General features: G+C 68.6%; 10 protein-coding genes and 1 pseudogene. 6 read left to right on the top strand and 5 right to left on the bottom strand.

The features are described 5' to 3' along the window. The 3 genes from QH196_RS30390 to trmB all read right to left on the bottom strand — a co-directional run. Positions 1-2,423: MMPL family transporter (locus QH196_RS30390; RefSeq protein WP_280419286.1), on the bottom strand; the 2,423-nt coding region annotated here is incomplete at its 3' end. A gap of 1 nt (position 2,424) precedes the next feature. After that, positions 2,425-3,153, bottom strand: a complete 729-nt coding sequence (locus QH196_RS30385) for an NYN domain-containing protein (protein WP_062979027.1) — start codon at positions 3,151-3,153, stop codon at positions 2,425-2,427. Continuing rightward, entirely contained in the window at positions 3,153-3,968 is an 816-nt protein-coding gene (trmB, locus tag QH196_RS30380) for a tRNA (guanosine(46)-N7)-methyltransferase TrmB (protein ID WP_280419285.1), read from the bottom strand. Before trmB ends, QH196_RS30385 begins: the two co-directional genes overlap by 1 nt. A 253-nt stretch (positions 3,969-4,221) precedes the next feature. Between trmB and QH196_RS30375 the strand changes: the two genes are divergently transcribed. The 5 genes from QH196_RS30375 (at position 4,222) to QH196_RS30355 (ending at position 10,623) form a co-directional block, all read left to right on the top strand. Further along, positions 4,222-5,280: a hypothetical protein gene (locus tag QH196_RS30375; RefSeq protein WP_280419284.1), complete on the top strand. Its 1,059-nt coding sequence runs from the start codon at positions 4,222-4,224 to the stop codon at positions 5,278-5,280. Continuing rightward, a complete protein-coding gene (locus QH196_RS30370) occupies positions 5,267-6,814 on the top strand; it encodes a hypothetical protein (RefSeq protein ID WP_280419283.1) in 1,548 nt (515 codons plus the stop codon). Before QH196_RS30375 ends, QH196_RS30370 begins: the two co-directional genes overlap by 14 nt. 243 nt (positions 6,815-7,057) lie before the next feature. After that, a complete protein-coding gene (locus tag QH196_RS30365) occupies positions 7,058-8,890 on the top strand; it encodes a phosphoenolpyruvate carboxykinase (GTP) (RefSeq protein ID WP_280419282.1) in 1,833 nt (610 codons plus the stop codon). A gap of 923 nt (positions 8,891-9,813) precedes the next feature. Then, complete coding sequence (locus QH196_RS30360) at positions 9,814-9,996, top strand: hypothetical protein (protein ID WP_280419281.1); 183 nt, start codon at positions 9,814-9,816, stop codon at positions 9,994-9,996. A 312-nt stretch (positions 9,997-10,308) separates the two neighbouring features. Beyond that, on the top strand, positions 10,309-10,623 hold the full coding sequence (locus QH196_RS30355; RefSeq protein ID WP_051158074.1) for a hypothetical protein: 315 nt from the start codon (positions 10,309-10,311) through the stop codon (positions 10,621-10,623). Here QH196_RS30355 and QH196_RS30350 read toward each other — a convergent pair. Then, a complete protein-coding gene (locus QH196_RS30350) occupies positions 10,620-11,492 on the bottom strand; it encodes a class I SAM-dependent methyltransferase (RefSeq protein ID WP_432279578.1) in 873 nt (290 codons plus the stop codon). The two genes, QH196_RS30355 and QH196_RS30350, sit on opposite strands and share 4 nt — an antisense overlap. 296 nt (positions 11,493-11,788) lie before the next feature. Here QH196_RS30350 and QH196_RS30345 point away from each other — a divergent pair, with 296 nt between their 5' ends. Then, complete coding sequence (locus tag QH196_RS30345; protein ID WP_280419279.1) at positions 11,789-12,988, top strand: glycosyltransferase family 4 protein; 1,200 nt, start codon at positions 11,789-11,791, stop codon at positions 12,986-12,988. 1,279 nt (positions 12,989-14,267) lie between these two features. On the opposite strand, the pseudogene QH196_RS32605 reads toward QH196_RS30345, so the two are convergent. After that, positions 14,268-15,710: pseudogene (locus QH196_RS32605) on the bottom strand (hypothetical protein); the annotation flags it as partial. Positions 15,711-15,731 lie beyond the last annotated feature (21 nt).

Genomic DNA, 15,731 nt, shown 5'->3' with positions numbered 1-15,731 from the left:
GGGGTGGGCATCGATTGTTTCGGCGCGGTCGGTGTGGAACCGGCCGGTGCCGGTTTGTCGGCGCCCTTGCGCGCACTCTTGGGCACCGCGCTCATATGCGCGGTGGGTGCGGCCGCCTCGATCTCCTCGCGGCTGCGTTTGAGCACCGGCGTCTTACGTTGTTTGTCCGACGCGAGCGCAGGCATCTGCATGGTGACGGGATCGGTGACCGGCGTGGTTTTGACCAGGTCCACCACATCGCCCGCGCCGGGGCGTTCGTCGTCCAGGATCGGCTCGCCGAGCCCGATCTTCTGCTGGATCCGTTTCATCCAGGCCGGTGCCCACCAGCAGTCGTCGCCCAGCAGTTTCATGGTGGCGGGGACCAGCAGCATGCGCAGGACGGTGGCGTCGATGATGAGCGCGGCGATCATGCCGTAGGCGATGTACTGCATCATCACCAGATCGGAGAACGCGAATGCGCCGGTCACCACCAGCAGGATGAGGGCGGCGGCGGTGATGATGCGCCCGGTGTGCGCGGTGCCGATCCGCACGGCTTCGGTGGTCGAGGCGCCCTGGGCGCGCGCTTCGACCATCCGGGACAGTAGGAACACCTCGTAGTCGGTGGACAGGCCGTAGATGATCGCGATGATCAGCACCAGCACCGGGGACATGATCGGCTGCGGGGTGAAGTTCAGCAGGTCCGCACCGTGGCCGTCGATGAATATCCAGGTCAGGATGCCCAGGGTGGAGCCGAGACCGAGCACGCTCATCAATGCCGCCTTGATGGGCAGCACCAGCGAGCCGAAGGTCAAGAACATCAGCACCGTCGTGACCAGCAGTACCACGGCGATCATCAGGGGTATCCGGTCGACCAGGGCGTCGATACTGTCGCCCTGGAGGGTCGGCTGCCCGCCGACCAGCATCGTCACATCGTCCGGTACGTCGATCGCCCGCAGATAGTCCACGGTCGGCCGGTAGTTGTCGGAGTCGAGAAGCGTCGCCTCCGTGCGGAACACGTTCGGCTGGCTCTCGGATTGCGACGGTACGGCGAAGCCGGCGGCATCGGCCAGGCCCGGCGCTTTATCGGCCTGCTTCAGCAGTTTGCCGATAGCGGAGGTGTCCTCGCCGAGGAAGATCAGCTGAATCGGGTCGGATTGGCGCAGCGGGAAGGTCTGGTCGAACTCCTCCTGCGCGACCCGTACGTCGTTGTCCGGCGGCAGATACTTCTCGCTCATCCCGCCGAAGGCCAGGTTCTTCACCGGGATGATCAGCAGCAGCAGCCCGACGCAGATCGGGATGGCGATCTTGAGGGGATGCTGCATGACCCAGGTGGTGGCGCGGCCCCAGAAGCTCGCCTCGACCTCTTCCGCGGATTTGGTCTTGCGCATCTTCTTGAAGCTCAGCATGTCCACCCGCCGCCCCAGTACGCCGAGCATGGCGGGGAGCAGGGTGATGGAGCCGAGCGCGGCCAACGCGACGGTGGCGATGGTTCCGTAAGCCATCGATTTCAGGAAGCCCTGGGGGAACAGCAGGAGACCGCCGAGGCTGGCGATGATCATGGTCGCGGAGAACACGACCGTTCGCCCGGCGGTCATCACCGAACGCCGGACAGCGGCCCGGGTGTCGTACCCCTCCGCCAGTTCTTCCCGGAATCTGCTGACGATGAACAACCCGTAGTCGATGGCCAAGCCCAGGCCGATCATCGAGACCACGGCACCGACGAAAGTGTTCACGTCGGTGAGCTGCGCCACCCCCGTGAGGATGCCGTTCGCGGCGATAATGGTCAGACCGCCGATGATCAGCGGGAGCGCGGCGGCGACCACGCCGCCGAAGATGAAGAACAGCAGGATGCCGACCGCCGGGATGGCGAGAAGCTCCATCCGCTTCGTATCGTGCGCCATGGTGTCGTTGAGCGTGCCCGCCACCGGTTGCAGGCCGGCGACCTGCACGTCGACCCCGTCGATGAAGAAAGCATCCTGGACGGCGCGGTAGTTGCGCACCATCTCGTCGTCGTTGTCGCCGACGATCGCGACGGAGGCGAAGGTTTTGGTCTTGTCCTTGGAACCGAAGACCGACGGCTGGGCCTCACCGGTCTCGGTCTTCCAGTAGGCGCCGTTGACCTTCGCGATCTGGTCGGGGTGTTCGCGCGGCAGCCGGTTGAGACTGTCGACGATCTTGTCCCGGAACGCAGGGTCGGAATCGATGGTCTGACCCTCCGGTGCCGTGTAGAGCACCAGCACATCGGCGTTGTGATCGCGGCCGAAGGCCTCGTCGGAGATCTCGGCCGCCTTCACCGATTCCGAATTCGGATCGAACAAACCGCTGGAGGTCAGGTGATCAGCCAGCCCGAGACCGTAGGCACCCAGACCCAGCATCCCTGCAACAACGACTCCGATAACGGCGAAACGCAGCCGGTAGACCAGATCGCCCCAGCGGGTGAACACTTTAAGCGACTCCTTGTGCGGGGCGAGAGGTGAGCAGCGCCGACAGCGGCCGGAACGGCTGCAGCCAGGCACCCTCGTCGGGCAACGAGTCGAGGCTCACCCGTGGGAGCGGTTCACGGAACACACCCGGGATGTCCTCGAGGTCGACGAATTCGAGAGTATCGGATGTTACGGCCCAACTCGCGTGCTCGCGGAAGCCGAGTACCTGAACCGGGATTCCGTCGGCGGCGAGTTGTTCGAGTGGTTCGCGGAACGCCTGGCCGTCTGCCGAGGCCACGATGATTCCGGCCAGACCCGCGCCGCGGGTGCGTTGCGCGATATGGCCGAGCATATCGGAGTCGACATCGGAATCTTCGTCGATCTTGGGTTTGGCGAAGACGGCGTAACCGACGTTGCGTAGGGCTTCCACCCACGGCCGGACCACATCGGCGGTGCCGGGGGCGATATTGGTGAACACCGTCGCTTCCGGCTCCACCCGTTGTTTCTCACCGGCGGACAATTCGGCGGTGCGGGCGAGTAACCAGCGGCCCAGCGCGTCGAACCGGGGACGGTAGGCGGCAGTGGGACGGCCACCGAGGATCGCGCCCAGACCCATGTCCAGGTTGGGGGCGTCCCAGACCAGCAGCACGCGCCGGAGTCTGTCCGGGTCGGGCCCGGTGGCTTCGGCACCGGGTTCGTGCAGACTTTCGGCAACCTCGCCGCCGGACGGGGCCATCTCACTGACGCTCATCATTCGATCTTGCCCCATATGAACTCGTTGATCGCACTTCCGGCCCGATGTGCCTTGCTCTCGAACTTGGTGACGGGGCGTTCGAATCCGATCGGCGCCGATTCGCGATGCTGCGCGCTCACTCCGCCGGTGGTCTCGTTCAAGCCGACGAGCAGGGGTTCTTCCGCGCCGACCGCCGCGATGTGCTCGGCGTAATCGGCGTGGTCGGTCGCTACGTGCAGTACTCCGCCCGGCCGCAGCCGGTCGGCGATGAGCGCGACGGTGGCCGGCTGCAACAGCCGGCGCTTGTGGTGGCGCGCCTTCGGCCACGGGTCCGGGAAGAACACCCGCACCCCGGTCAGCGATCCGGGAGCAATCATGTTCTCCAGCACGTCTACCGCATCGCCGCGCAGCAGCCGGATATTACCGATCTCGTCGCGTTCGATCCGCTGGACGAGCTGCGCCAAGCCCGGCTGGTAGACCTCGATACCGATCAGGTTCAGATGCGGTTCGGCCTGTGCCATCTCGGCGGTCGCGGTACCGGTTCCGCAGCCGATCTCGATGACCAGCGGCGCCGGACGCCCGAACCAGGTGTCGGCGTCGAGCGGTTCGTCGGCCACCTCGCGGCCGATCAGCGGCCAGGTGCGATCCCAGGATTTCTGCTGATTGGGGGTGAGTGCACCACGCCGGGACCGGAAACTGGTGACCCGTGGGTAGAGCCGGGATCCGGTGCGCGGTCGCGTCCGGGGCCCGGTCCCGTCCGTCGTGCTGGACGAAGCGGGCGGAGTCGGGTCGGCGGGGCGGACGGCGTCGTTCACGTCCCTATTGTCCAACATGGTCCGGGATCGTCCGAACCGGACCGAGCGCGGCGCTACTCGCGGGTAGTCGATGCTTTCCGGCGAGCCCGGATCCTGTTCGCGCACGGCCGGTGGCTCGTTGGGCTGCTCGGGGATGCTGTCGGCCCGCGCCCGGCGCGCTGTGGGCGCTCTTCTGACAGAATGCGCACCGGAACAGGGGGTGCGAACGGTGACAGTCGAAAGATCGGACAGGTACATGCGGGAGGCGGGGGCAGCGGATCCGCTCGAGCGGATGATTTCGACGTTGCGAATGGGCGACGGAGTGGACACCGGTGTCGCGAACGGGATCGAGGCAGCGGTGCAGCGCTGGCGGTCGCTCCCGCGGGCGCAGGTGGCGGGTCGCGCCCGGTCCGGGCGTACCACGGTGGCCGAGGCGCTGGGTCTGCAACACGGAGCCGAGACCGCGCCGGTCGACGAACCCGGATTCCCCGACCCCGTGCTCGACGCCGACATCATCATCTATGTCCTGGCCAGTACCCCGTCGCCGGGGGACCGGCGGATCCTGGGGTCGCTACCGCCGGAGCGCACGCTGGTGGTCGTGAACAAAGCCGACGCGATCGGCACCGGCTGGGCCGATGCGGTCGCGGCCGCGGAACAGTTTTCCCGGGCATTCGGGCTCCCGGCCTTCCCGATCGTCGGAAGCCTGGCCGCGCGAACGGTCGCCGGCGCGCTGCGCGAGACCGATCTGGCGTTGCTGCGCCGGCACGCCGGTAACCGTTCCCTGTCGGCGGTATCGGCGGAGGCGTTCGTCTCCCCGGCCGCGGGTCCCGATACCGCCGAGCGGGCGGACCTGCTCGAACGCTGGGATCTGTACGGGGCCGCCTGTGTGCTGGCGGCGCTGGAACGCGAACCGGACCTCGCACCGCAGACGGTACTGCAGATCCTGAACACGGTGAGCGGGATCGAACCCGTGGCCCGGCTGCTCGGGCTGCGCTATCAACAGGCGCTGTCCCGGCGGGCCGGCGCGCTGGTCGACGAACTGACCCGGCTGGCGGCGCGGGCTGTCCCGCAGGGCAGCAGCCGGGCGCGTGCGCTGATCACCGAATACCTGGATACCGACGAGGCGAGATGGCTGGGCCTGTGTGGTGGGCTGGTCGATCCCGCGGTATCGCATCTGGCGGCCGGTTATCCCCGTTTCGAACCCGAGGACGCCGACGATGCTCTCGCTCGCGCCATCCGTTGGCGTGCGGTGGTCGCCAGTGATCTGTCACCGGCCGCCCGGCGCGCCGCGGTACGCGTACACAACGGCTACGTCCGGGTATGGGAACGGATGAGCAGTGTCGGACTCTGATCCGGGGTCGGATACCGACCTCGGTCCGGGAGCCGGCGCTACCGCCGCGGCTGCCACCCCGCACGGTGCGGCGTTCCCCGAACCGGTCGCCGCCGTGGTGCGCCGCTGGAACCCCCAGGGGATGGCGCTGCTCGACACCATGACCGTCGCCGGGAACAACGCGGAGGTCCGGCTGCTGGGCCCCGACGACGCGAACACCACCCTGCTGCGCACCGAACTCGCCCGTTTCCAACCCCGGATAGAACTGAGCACGCCGTCGGCCGACCCCGCCGGCGCTGCCTCGGGCTCGATCACCGTGCTGGTCCTGGATGCCGGTGTGGTGATCGGTGCCACCGAACTCGACCTCGTGCGCCGGCTCCGTGCGGCCGGCAGCCGGGTACTGCTCGTCCTGAACGGCACCCACGCCCATCTCGACTGGCAGCTGGTCCGCGACCGTAGCGCCGAACTTCTCACCGCTGCCGGGCTCGACTGCGAGATCGTGCCGGTTTCCGCCCGGCTGGCGCTCGCCGCCCGCACGGCCGCGGATTCGGCCCTGCTGGACCGGTCCGGCCTCGCCGCGCTGCACGCCCGGCTGGCGGCACTCACCACCGATACCGCCACCGTGGACACCCGTCGGTCCGCCGCGGCAACCCAGGTGCTGGCCCAGACCCTCGACCGGATCGCGCAGGAGGAGGCGCTGCTCGCCGCCGGCAGCGAAGCCGAAATGCTGCGTACCGAACGCGCGCGGCTGCTCGCCGAACGCGACGGCGGGCGGGCGGTCGCGGTATCCACGTTGCGCGCCCAGCTCAACTTGGCGCGAATGGACCTGCTGACCCAGGTCGGGCACCGGGTGCGTGCGCTGCACGCCGAAGCCCGCACCGAACTCGATCGCCTGGACCGGGCGGGGCGGGCCAGTTTCCCGGAGCGTCTGCGCGCCGCGGTGGCGGCGCTCACCGATACGGTCGACCGCGATATCGCCGCCCGGCTCACCGAGTTGCGGGCGCGCGCGGCCGCCGCCGGACCCGGCGCACCGGACCGGGCCCCGGATTACCGGCACGATCCGGCACCCACACTCGGCCCGGATCCGCAACCCCGCGGCCGGGGTGTCGAAGATCACCTCATGATCGTTGTCGGCGCGTCGGCAGGGGTCGGTCTGGGACGCCTGCTCGTCTCGCCGCTGGCGCTGGTGCCTGCCCTGGACGTGGCCACGATCCCGGTGACCCTGCTACTCGGAGCCGGCGCGGCGGCCTGGGTGGTGCGGGCCCGCCGCCAGCTCGCCGACCGGGATCACCTGCGGCAATGGGTCGTGGACGCCATCGCGAATGTGAAGGCCCAGCTCGAGCAGCGTGCCGTGACCGCCCTGGTGGAGGCCGAAACGGAACTTTCCGACGAAATGGTCCGGTCCGCCGCGGACCGGATGCTCGCGGTGGACCGGCGCGTCGCCGAGCTCGAAACCGCGCTGCGCCGGGCCACCTCCGGACAGCCCGGCCGGCTCGCCGCCTGTGCGCGTGACCGGCAGATACTCGAGCAATGGACGCCGGATTCCGGAAATTAGTTTGTCCACCCCTATTGATAGGCAACCCGCTTCCATAGGGGCCGCAATACCGCGTTAACCTCTAGACAGGAACCTGGGCGTCCGCTTGGTCCTGGTACACACCCCCGGATACCCGGTGGTGGGTACAGCGGGCCGTAGCGGGCGCCTCACCCGCCAATGGTGGCGCTAGGTGTTTTCGCGCTGGTCACGGGCCCGAGGGCCAGGGCGGAAGCAGCTGTTGCCGCCCATTTCAGGAGAGTTTTCATGACCTCAGCGACCATTCCCGGTCTTCGTGGATCCGACGGCACCGCGCCGACCGAACACAGCGAACTGCTCGCCTGGGTTCAGGAGGTCGCCGAACTGACTCAGCCGGAGCGAGTCGTGTGGGCGGACGGTTCCGACGCCGAATGGGACCGGCTCACCACCCAGCTCGTCGAGGCGGGCACCTTCAAGAAGCTGGACGAGAAGAAGAAGCCGAACTCGTTCCTCGCGTTATCCGACCCCTCGGACGTGGCCCGGGTCGAATCGCGCACCTACATCTGTTCCAAATCCGAATCGGATGCCGGCCCGACCAACAACTGGGTCGACCCCACCGAGATGCGCGCCACCATGACCGAGCTGTACCGCGGCTCGATGAAAGGCCGCACCATGTACGTGGTGCCGTTCTGCATGGGTCCGCTCGGTGCCGAGGACCCCAAGCTGGGCGTCGAGATCACCGATTCGGAATACGTCGTGGTCTCCATGCGGGTGATGACCCGCATGGGTCAGGCGGCGCTCGATCTGCTGGGCACGGATCGGCCGTTCGTCAAGGCGCTGCATTCGGTGGGCGCGCCGCTGGCCGAGGGCCAGGCCGATGTCCCGTGGCCGTGCAACGACACCAAATACATCACCCACTTCCCCGAGGACCGCGAGATCTGGAGCTACGGCTCCGGCTACGGCGGTAACGCGCTGCTCGGCAAGAAGTGCTACTCGCTGCGTATCGCCTCGGCCATGGCCCACGACGAGGGCTGGCTCGCCGAGCATATGCTCATCCTCAAGCTGATCTCGCCCGAGGACAAGGCGTACTACGTGGCCGCCGCGTTCCCCAGCGCCTGCGGTAAGACCAACCTCGCGATGATCCAGCCGACGGTCCCGGGCTGGCGCGCCGAAACCCTGGGTGACGATATCGCCTGGATGCGGTTCGGCAAGGACGGCCGGCTGTACGCGGTGAACCCGGAGTTCGGTTTCTTCGGCGTCGCCCCGGGCACCAACCGCTCCTCCAACCCGAACGCGATCGAAACGCTGGAAGCCGGTAACACCGTCTACACCAACGTCGCCCACACCGACGACAACGATGTGTGGTGGGAAGGTCTCGAAGGCGAGCCCGACCACCTGATCGACTGGAAGGGCAACGACTGGTACCTGCGGGAAACCGAAACGCTGGCCGCGCACCCCAACTCGCGGTACTGCACCCCGATGTCGCAGTGCCCGACCCTGGCCGCCGAATGGGACGACCCGCAGGGCGTGCCGATTTCGGCGATCCTGTTCGGCGGGCGCCGCAAGACCACGGTCCCGCTGGTCACCGAATCCTTCGACTGGCAGCACGGTGTGTTCATGGGCGCCACCCTGTCCTCGGAGCAGACCGCCGCCGCCGAAGGCAAGGTCGGCACCGTGCGCCGCGACCCGATGGCCATGCTGCCGTTCATGGGCTACCACGTCGGCGATTACATGGCGCACTGGATCAACGTCGGTAAGAACGCCGACGCCGGGAAACTGCCGAAGATCTTCTACGTGAACTGGTTCCGCCGCGGTGACGACGGCCGGTTCCTGTGGCCGGGCTTCGGCGAGAACTCCCGCGTCCTGGAATGGGTCGTCGGCCGGATCGAGGGCACGGCTGCGGCGGAGAGCACCCCGATCGGCAATGTGCCGACGGCCGCCCAGATGGATCTGGCGGGCCTGGACGTGGACCCGGCCGATGTCGACGCGGCGCTGGCGGTGGATGCCGACGAGTGGCGGGCGGAGATCCCGCTCATCGAAGAGTGGTTCGAATTCGTCGGCGACAAACTGCCTTCCGGTGTGCGCGACGAGTTCGAGGCGCTGAAACAGCGTATTCAGTGATATCGGAGGCTCGGGGGTGAGCGCTGTGAATTGCGGCGCTCTACCTTCGGCCCGGCACTGTTGACTCCACTTTCGGGCGATGATGATCCGCTGTGGGTGGGCTGTGATTCGCTCTGTGTCTGGGGCGGGGTGTCCGTTGACTTTGCCCTCGGTGTGGACGATGCGCGGAGGGCGGGGTGCAAGTTTTTGGCCGCTCTGTGTCTCGGGGTGGGTGTCCGTTGACTTTGCCCTCGGTGTAGACGATCCGCCGAGGGCGGGGTGCAGTTTGGGAGCCGCTCCGTGCCTCGGGGGCGGGGCACTCGTTGATTCTGTACTCGGTGTAGACGATTCGCTGAGGGCGGGCTGTAATTTTGGAGCCGCTCCGCGGCTCGAGGGTGGGGCCCTTTCGGGCCCGGTTCTTCACTCCTCCGCTCCTCCGCTTCGCTCCCCCGCTCCGTCGCTCCAGAACCGGGCGGGCCCCACCCATGGGTCTGAAAATGGGGTGTGCGTAGAACCCGGGTCGTTCGACACCATCCGGGTTTTGGGCGTTGCGGTGTCGTTGATGGTTGTTGCGCTCGGGTCCAGGGGTTCGTTTGTTCGGTGCTTGTCCCGTGTGAATGTGGCCGGGTCGTGCGGCCTGCGAGGTGTGGAGCGTTGTGGGCTCCGTGCGGGCGGGCCCGTCGTGGCGGCGCATCGGGCGACTCCGGCCTTATTCGAGGTGCCGTTACTTGATGCGATATGGGGCGGGCGGGGATTCTCGAGGCAGGCGGGTGGGGGTGCGTCGGTGCGGCAGCGGGTGGTATGGGGGGTTTTGCCTTATTCTGGGGGTGTATCGAATTCCATGCTCACGTAATGCTGATTGCCGGACTGTCCCGCTCCTGATCGGCCCCCGCCTTTGCACGATCCACGGCCCGAGCCGATCACTCCGCGAGAGGTGGTTGGAAATGGCCGAAGGGCAGCTGTCCCCGCAGTCCAGTGATGATGTTCCGGTGAGCACCCCACTGCATCGGGCGGCCGGCCGGTTGCAGTCGGCGCTGCCGGAGGGGTGGCAGGTGGAAGTGGTCGACGCGGCCGACGGGTCGCCGGACGGTGGCCAGATTCTGCGCGCATTGCTGGTTACCGAATAGTTTGCTCGCCAGGGGGTTTCCCGGGGGTGCCCGGGAAGTTCTGTCATGGGGTCTGTTTCACGTATTCCGCGTTACCGGCTGCCCGACTGTGGCAGGGTTTGTGCTGCGCGGCAGCCGGACTCGAACGGGTCCCGGTGCTGGTCCGTGCCTTCTTGCGTGCGCCGCTCGCCGGCCTCGCGCCGAATTCTTTCCTCTCGGTTCGTATTTCATCGAACGCACTATTGCGATTTGTTGCTGGATCGCGCATGATGTTAGCCAGGTATCAGCTCGCTCCATTCATCGAACCGAAGACCCACAATCGGGAGTGCGTTCATGGCGGTGCAAGTGATCGGCCGGGCGTTGATGACCAGCGACCAGACCGACCATCAAGCGAAAAGCGTTGGCAGCGGCGGCTGGGTCGTCTCGTTCCTACCGGGACGGACCCTGACCACCGAACAGGCAATGGCCGCAATACAGGCGGCCGAAGCGGTGGCGGTGGTCGGGGGATTGGCCGATCAGGTCGGGCTCACGACACTCGAAACCGTCGGGCTCGCCATCCAGGAATCGCCCTGGACCCGGGCCGAACCCGTGGTCCGCAACGGCTGGCGCGACCGGATCGGCCGGCGCCGCCCGCAACTCGCGCTCTAGTCGGGCCGTGGTGTCTCGCCGGGCTTTTCGGCGACCACCACCAGATTGCTGACGAGTAGCTCCCGCAGTCCGGGAACCCGGACCAGCCACCAGGCCCAACGCGGGTGATAGCGGGGGAACACCGCATGCACGGTCGCGGAGGTGCGCTCTGACCAGCGCACACCGTCGCGCGCGGGCACCGCGAACAGCGACACCCCGAAACGGTTCTTCGGCTCCCTGCCGTTCTTCCGGCGGTACCGGCGCGCGGCGTACTCGCCACCGAAGTAGTGCCAGGGCCCGGTTTCGTGACCGCCGAACGGCCCCAGCCATACGGTGTAGGACAGCACGATGATCCCGCCGGGTTTGGTCACCCGCACCATTTCGTCGGCCATCCGCCACGGGTCCGGGATATGTTCGGCCACATTCGACGAGAAACAGATATCGACGGCATCGTCGCGGAACGGTAGCGCCATGCCGGAGCCGCGCACCGCCGCCGGAACCGAGATACCCGCGGCATGCATTTCGGAGGGGTCGGGTTCGACCGGGATGTACCGGGCACCGGCCCGGTCGAATTCGTCGGCGAAGTAGCCGGGACCGCCGCCGACGTCCAGCACGGTCGTTCCGGCCAGATCACGGCCGGTGAGATCGGCGTGGAAATCGCCGAGCAGATGCACGCTGTCGGTGGCGATACCGCCGTAGAAGCGGGCGGGGTCGGTCTGTTCGAATCGGAAACTGCGCAGCAGTCGTACCGAGCGGCCCAGGGTGGCGCGCCGGGCGAAACGGAACCGTTTCCGTGACTGCCCCGCCACGGCCGGTTCCGCCGCCCGGGGGCCGGGAACACCGGCCGCTGCGGGGGCGAGGTCCGCCGCTGCGGGCGGTATCCGGACCATGGCGGGTTTCTCGGCGTCGAGCACGATGCCGAGTCTCGCATATTGTGACCGGCCACAGTATCTCCGGCGGCGCCGGGCCCGGGACCACCGGTGACCATTGCGCTGCACTGCCCGGCAGCCGGCCCGACCTTGGCAAAAGCATGAGACATGCAGGTGGGGCGACCTACCGGGGAGTGCTGCGCGCTAGGGTGTAGCGCGATGCCTGTCCCGTCCGCGGGACGACCGGACAGTCCCGTCCGCGGGAACACTGCGACAGTCCCGTCCGCGGGACCCGAACCAACCGGAGAAGCCCCGACGTGCGCGAAGTACTCCTACTCTGCTGGCGTGATACCGGGCATCCGCAGGGCGGCGGCAGCGAACGGTACCTGGAGCAGGTAGGCGCCCAGCTGGCCGCCCGTGGCGTGCGGGTGACCCTGCGGACAGCCCGCTACCCCGGGGCGGCGAAACGTGAGCGGCTCGACGGTATCGACATCAGCCGCGGTGGGGGCCGGTTCACCGTGTACCCCCGGGCGCTGGCCGCGATCCTGTTCGGGCGGCTCGGCCTGGGCCCGCTGAAAGGCCTACGACCGGACGCGGTGATCGATACGCAGAACGGCATCCCGTTCTTCGCCCGGCTGGTCTCGGGGGTGCCGTCGGTGGTGCTGGTACATCACGGGCACCGGGAACAGTGGCCGGTCGCCGGCAAGCTGGTGGGGCGGATCGGCTGGTGGATCGAATCGTCGCTGTCGCCGCGGATCCATCGCCACGACCAGTACCTGACGGTTTCGCTGCCCTCCGCCGAAGAGCTGGCGACGCTGGGCGTGGACCGGTCCCGGATCGCGGTTGTCCGCAACGGTGCCGAACCCGTTCCCGCCGGGGTCGCCACCGGAACCGCGGCGGTGCGCACGCCCGAACCGCGGGTGGTGGTGCTGTCGCGGCTGGTACCGCATAAACAGATCGAGGACGCGCTCACCGCCGTCGCGCGGCTGCGCGGCCGGATCCCCGCCCTGCACCTCGATGTGATCGGCGGCGGTTGGTGGGCGGACAAGCTGAAGGAGCAGGCCGCGGCCCTCGGCATCGACGACGCGGTGACCTTCCACGGACATGTCGGTGAAGGCCGTAAACACGAACTGCTGTCCCGCGCCTGGGTGCATGTGCTGCCGTCCCGCAAGGAGGGCTGGGGGCTGGCGGTGATCGAAGCCGCGCAGCACGGGGTACCCACCGTCGGTTATCGCTCCTCGCGGGGCCTCACCGATTCCGTTATCGACGGGGTGACCGGACTGCTTGCCGACGATGCGGACCAGCTGGCGACCATCGTCGGCGAACTGCTCGACGATGCGGCCGCCCGCACCATCATGGGCGAGAAGGCGCGTTCCCGGGCCCGGGAATTCTCCTGGGAACATACGGCCGCAGGCGTGCACGAAGTACTGGCGGCCGCCGCCGCGGGCCGGCGGGTCAGCGGACTGATTTCTCCGGGAGACGAGCACGCGGCGCGGATCACCGAGGTAGGTGCCTGAGCCCGCGGGCGCCCGCTGCGAGCCGGTCGACCGGTTACCCGATCGCTCGGCGCCGGTATTCCTGATCCTGGGAGGGTAACGAGCTACGTATCGCCAAGCCTTCGAACTCACTCGCTTCGGGCGGAGCAGTAATTCAGTCGAGTGTTCGGCGGGCCGGTCGCCGCGAAATATGCGGGAGCAGCATCGCGAGCAGCGGTGACACCAGCAGTAGCGCCCACACGATATGTGCGCCGATCAGCAGCGCTCGGTGATCCGGCGCGGGCCGGGCTGCCACGTCCGGGACCTGGTAGAGACGCAGTTCCTCGCTGTCGAATACCTGATCGAGCTGGGTGAGGGTGGTCGCGGATTCGCCCAGCGGGCCCGGCGAATCACGCTCGACGAGGACCCAGCCGACACCCAGTCGCGCGAGTGCGTCCGCATCGCCGCCCGCGAGCAGTAGATCTTCCACGGTCTGCGCGCGCGAACCCTCCCCGCTCACGGTCTCGCCGCGGACCGGCAGCGCACCGGTTTGCAGAACATCACGCGGCAGCATTCGCGGTGCCGGGTCGAGCACCGGCGCCGTGCCGGAATTGGGAAAGCGCCGGAACATTCCGCCGGGTAGAACCGCGATATCACCGGGACCGTCGATACGTTCGGCCACCTCGGCCCAGGAATCCGGGTACTGGACGGCACGCATCTGCCCGCCTGCACCCCAGCCCAGGTCGGGTAGCGGTAGGAGAAGCATCCCGATGAAGAGCACGGCCAGCGCAACCGATGCGCGCACAGGTCCGGGGCGGTCGGCTGCGCGGAAGCCCGCGTTCTGCGTGTCCGGGACCGGGACGGAAGTCGTCGTGCCGGCTTCCGTCTCGCCGGCCGCGCTACCCGAGCCGGGTGCGAGGGCACGGTCGGCATCGGAACCTTCTGCGTGCTCGGTGTGGAAGCCGGTTGTGTCGCCGCTCGTGCGGCCTTGTGCACCGCCGGAGTGGCAGACGGCGTCGTCGCCCGAATGGGGATCGGGGGTTTCGCTGGGGCGGGAGCCGGTTACGCCGCCGGGTGTAGACGCATGTGGTTCGGTGGAGGCAGAGGCCGGTGTGCGGTCCGGGGCCGGTCCATGGGAGGCGTTGCCGGTGTCCCGACGCGTCTCGCCGGATGCGGAAGGGGGCTGGTCGACAGTGATTCCGGGCGAACTGTCGGCGGGGGAGAGGGGCGCCGGGCCGGCGGAACCGGGTACATGAGGGGAATCCTCGCGTTGCACGGCTGTGTCATCGGTGGACCGGCGGCCGGTCGTAATCGAGCAGGCGGCCGCGGCGCACAGTGCGTATCCGGGGACGGCGAGCGCGACGAACTTCTGTGTATCGCGGAGCAGCCCGGCGCCGGGGATGTGCACGACCAGCCATTCCATGACAGCCAGACCGGCCGGGGTCGCGGCGAGGGCCGGTAGCGCGACCGCCGCCGCGGCGAGGACGAGCAGGATGCGGCGGGCACGGGTGCGTTCGGGGTCGCCGTCCGCGGCCGCCACCCTGCGGATTCCGAACGCGACGACGGCCAGCAGCAGGATGGTCGCGACCGCGGCCAGCGGGGTGGTGCGGGAACCGGGGACGGCGTCTGCGTTCCAGATCCCACCCAGCCCGGCGAGACTGCCCACCGTGGCCAGCCAGGGTTCCGCGCGGGCGGCGAAGGCGGGTACACCCGCCGGGTCCGAAGGTTCGGCCGCGACCCCCGAGACGACGGTGGCCAGCAGCCATGGCACGCAGGCCGCCACCACGAGTCCGAGCACACCGGCCGATCGTCGCCCACCGGCGATCGCCACGGCGACGATTGCGCCCAGTAACGCGCCGGTCGGGGTGAGGCCTGCCGCGGCGAGGAGACCGGCGAGAACGGCCCAGTCCCGGAAGTTGTCGAGCCGGATGCGGGTTGCGGTGCGGTCCGCAGACCGGTCGTCCGGGGTGGGGCGGGCCTCCGAATCAGGCCGGCCCGACCATGGGGCCGAGTCCTGTGCCCGCGGATTTCCGCTGGTGTCACCGGTGCCGTGCCGGGCGGCCCGCCCGGTCCGGGAATCGGTGGGAAACGACTGTGCGACTCCGCTGTGGGCCGGTCTTTGCGGGCCGGTATCGGCGGATCGCCGGAGCATCGCGAACATGATTGCCAGTGGTCGCGCGCGGCCCTTGCGCGGCTCCGGGGCGGCATCGGGGCCGGCCCGATCGACTGAACGGGGTTTGCCTGCGGTGGTGTCGCGAGGGAGCGCGGAGCTGACCCCCGGGCGTGTCCCATTGCGGCGGACCCGTTGCGCCGCCAGGACGATCCAGGGGAGTGCCGCGTAGCCGGTGAACAGGCTCCAATGCCCCTGCAACAGGCGTTCGGCGACGTAGGGGTTCCAGATCGTGAGCGTGGTGGCGACCAGCTGCGCGGCGAGCGGCGCCCGCAGCAGGTCGCGGGCCAGGAGGGCGGCGCCGTAGCCGGCGGCCCACAGCGCGGCCACCAGGATCGTCTTGACCACGACCCCGCCGTCGACGAATACCGAAAGTATGGCGAGCAGGACGTCCTGCGGGACGGCCCGGGGAGCGGCGTCGCCCAGGCCGAGCGCGGTATCGGTGAGATAGGAACGGGGGGTGCTCACGGCATCGCGGAGCAGGAGATAGCCGGACCGCAGCAGCGGCGCGGTGATCAGGAGGGTGAGCAGCAGGCTGTATCCGGCCGGGAGCCACCGTGTCCACCGGCCCGCTCGTTGTGCACCCACGGCCAGTCACCCTACGTTCGCGGATCC

This window comes from Nocardia carnea, assembly GCF_029868325.1.
GTDB classification, from domain to species: domain Bacteria; phylum Actinomycetota; class Actinomycetes; order Mycobacteriales; family Mycobacteriaceae; genus Nocardia; species Nocardia carnea_C.
Note: the sequence above shows the minus strand (reverse complement) of the source record. Positions and strands in the feature narration are given on the sequence as shown.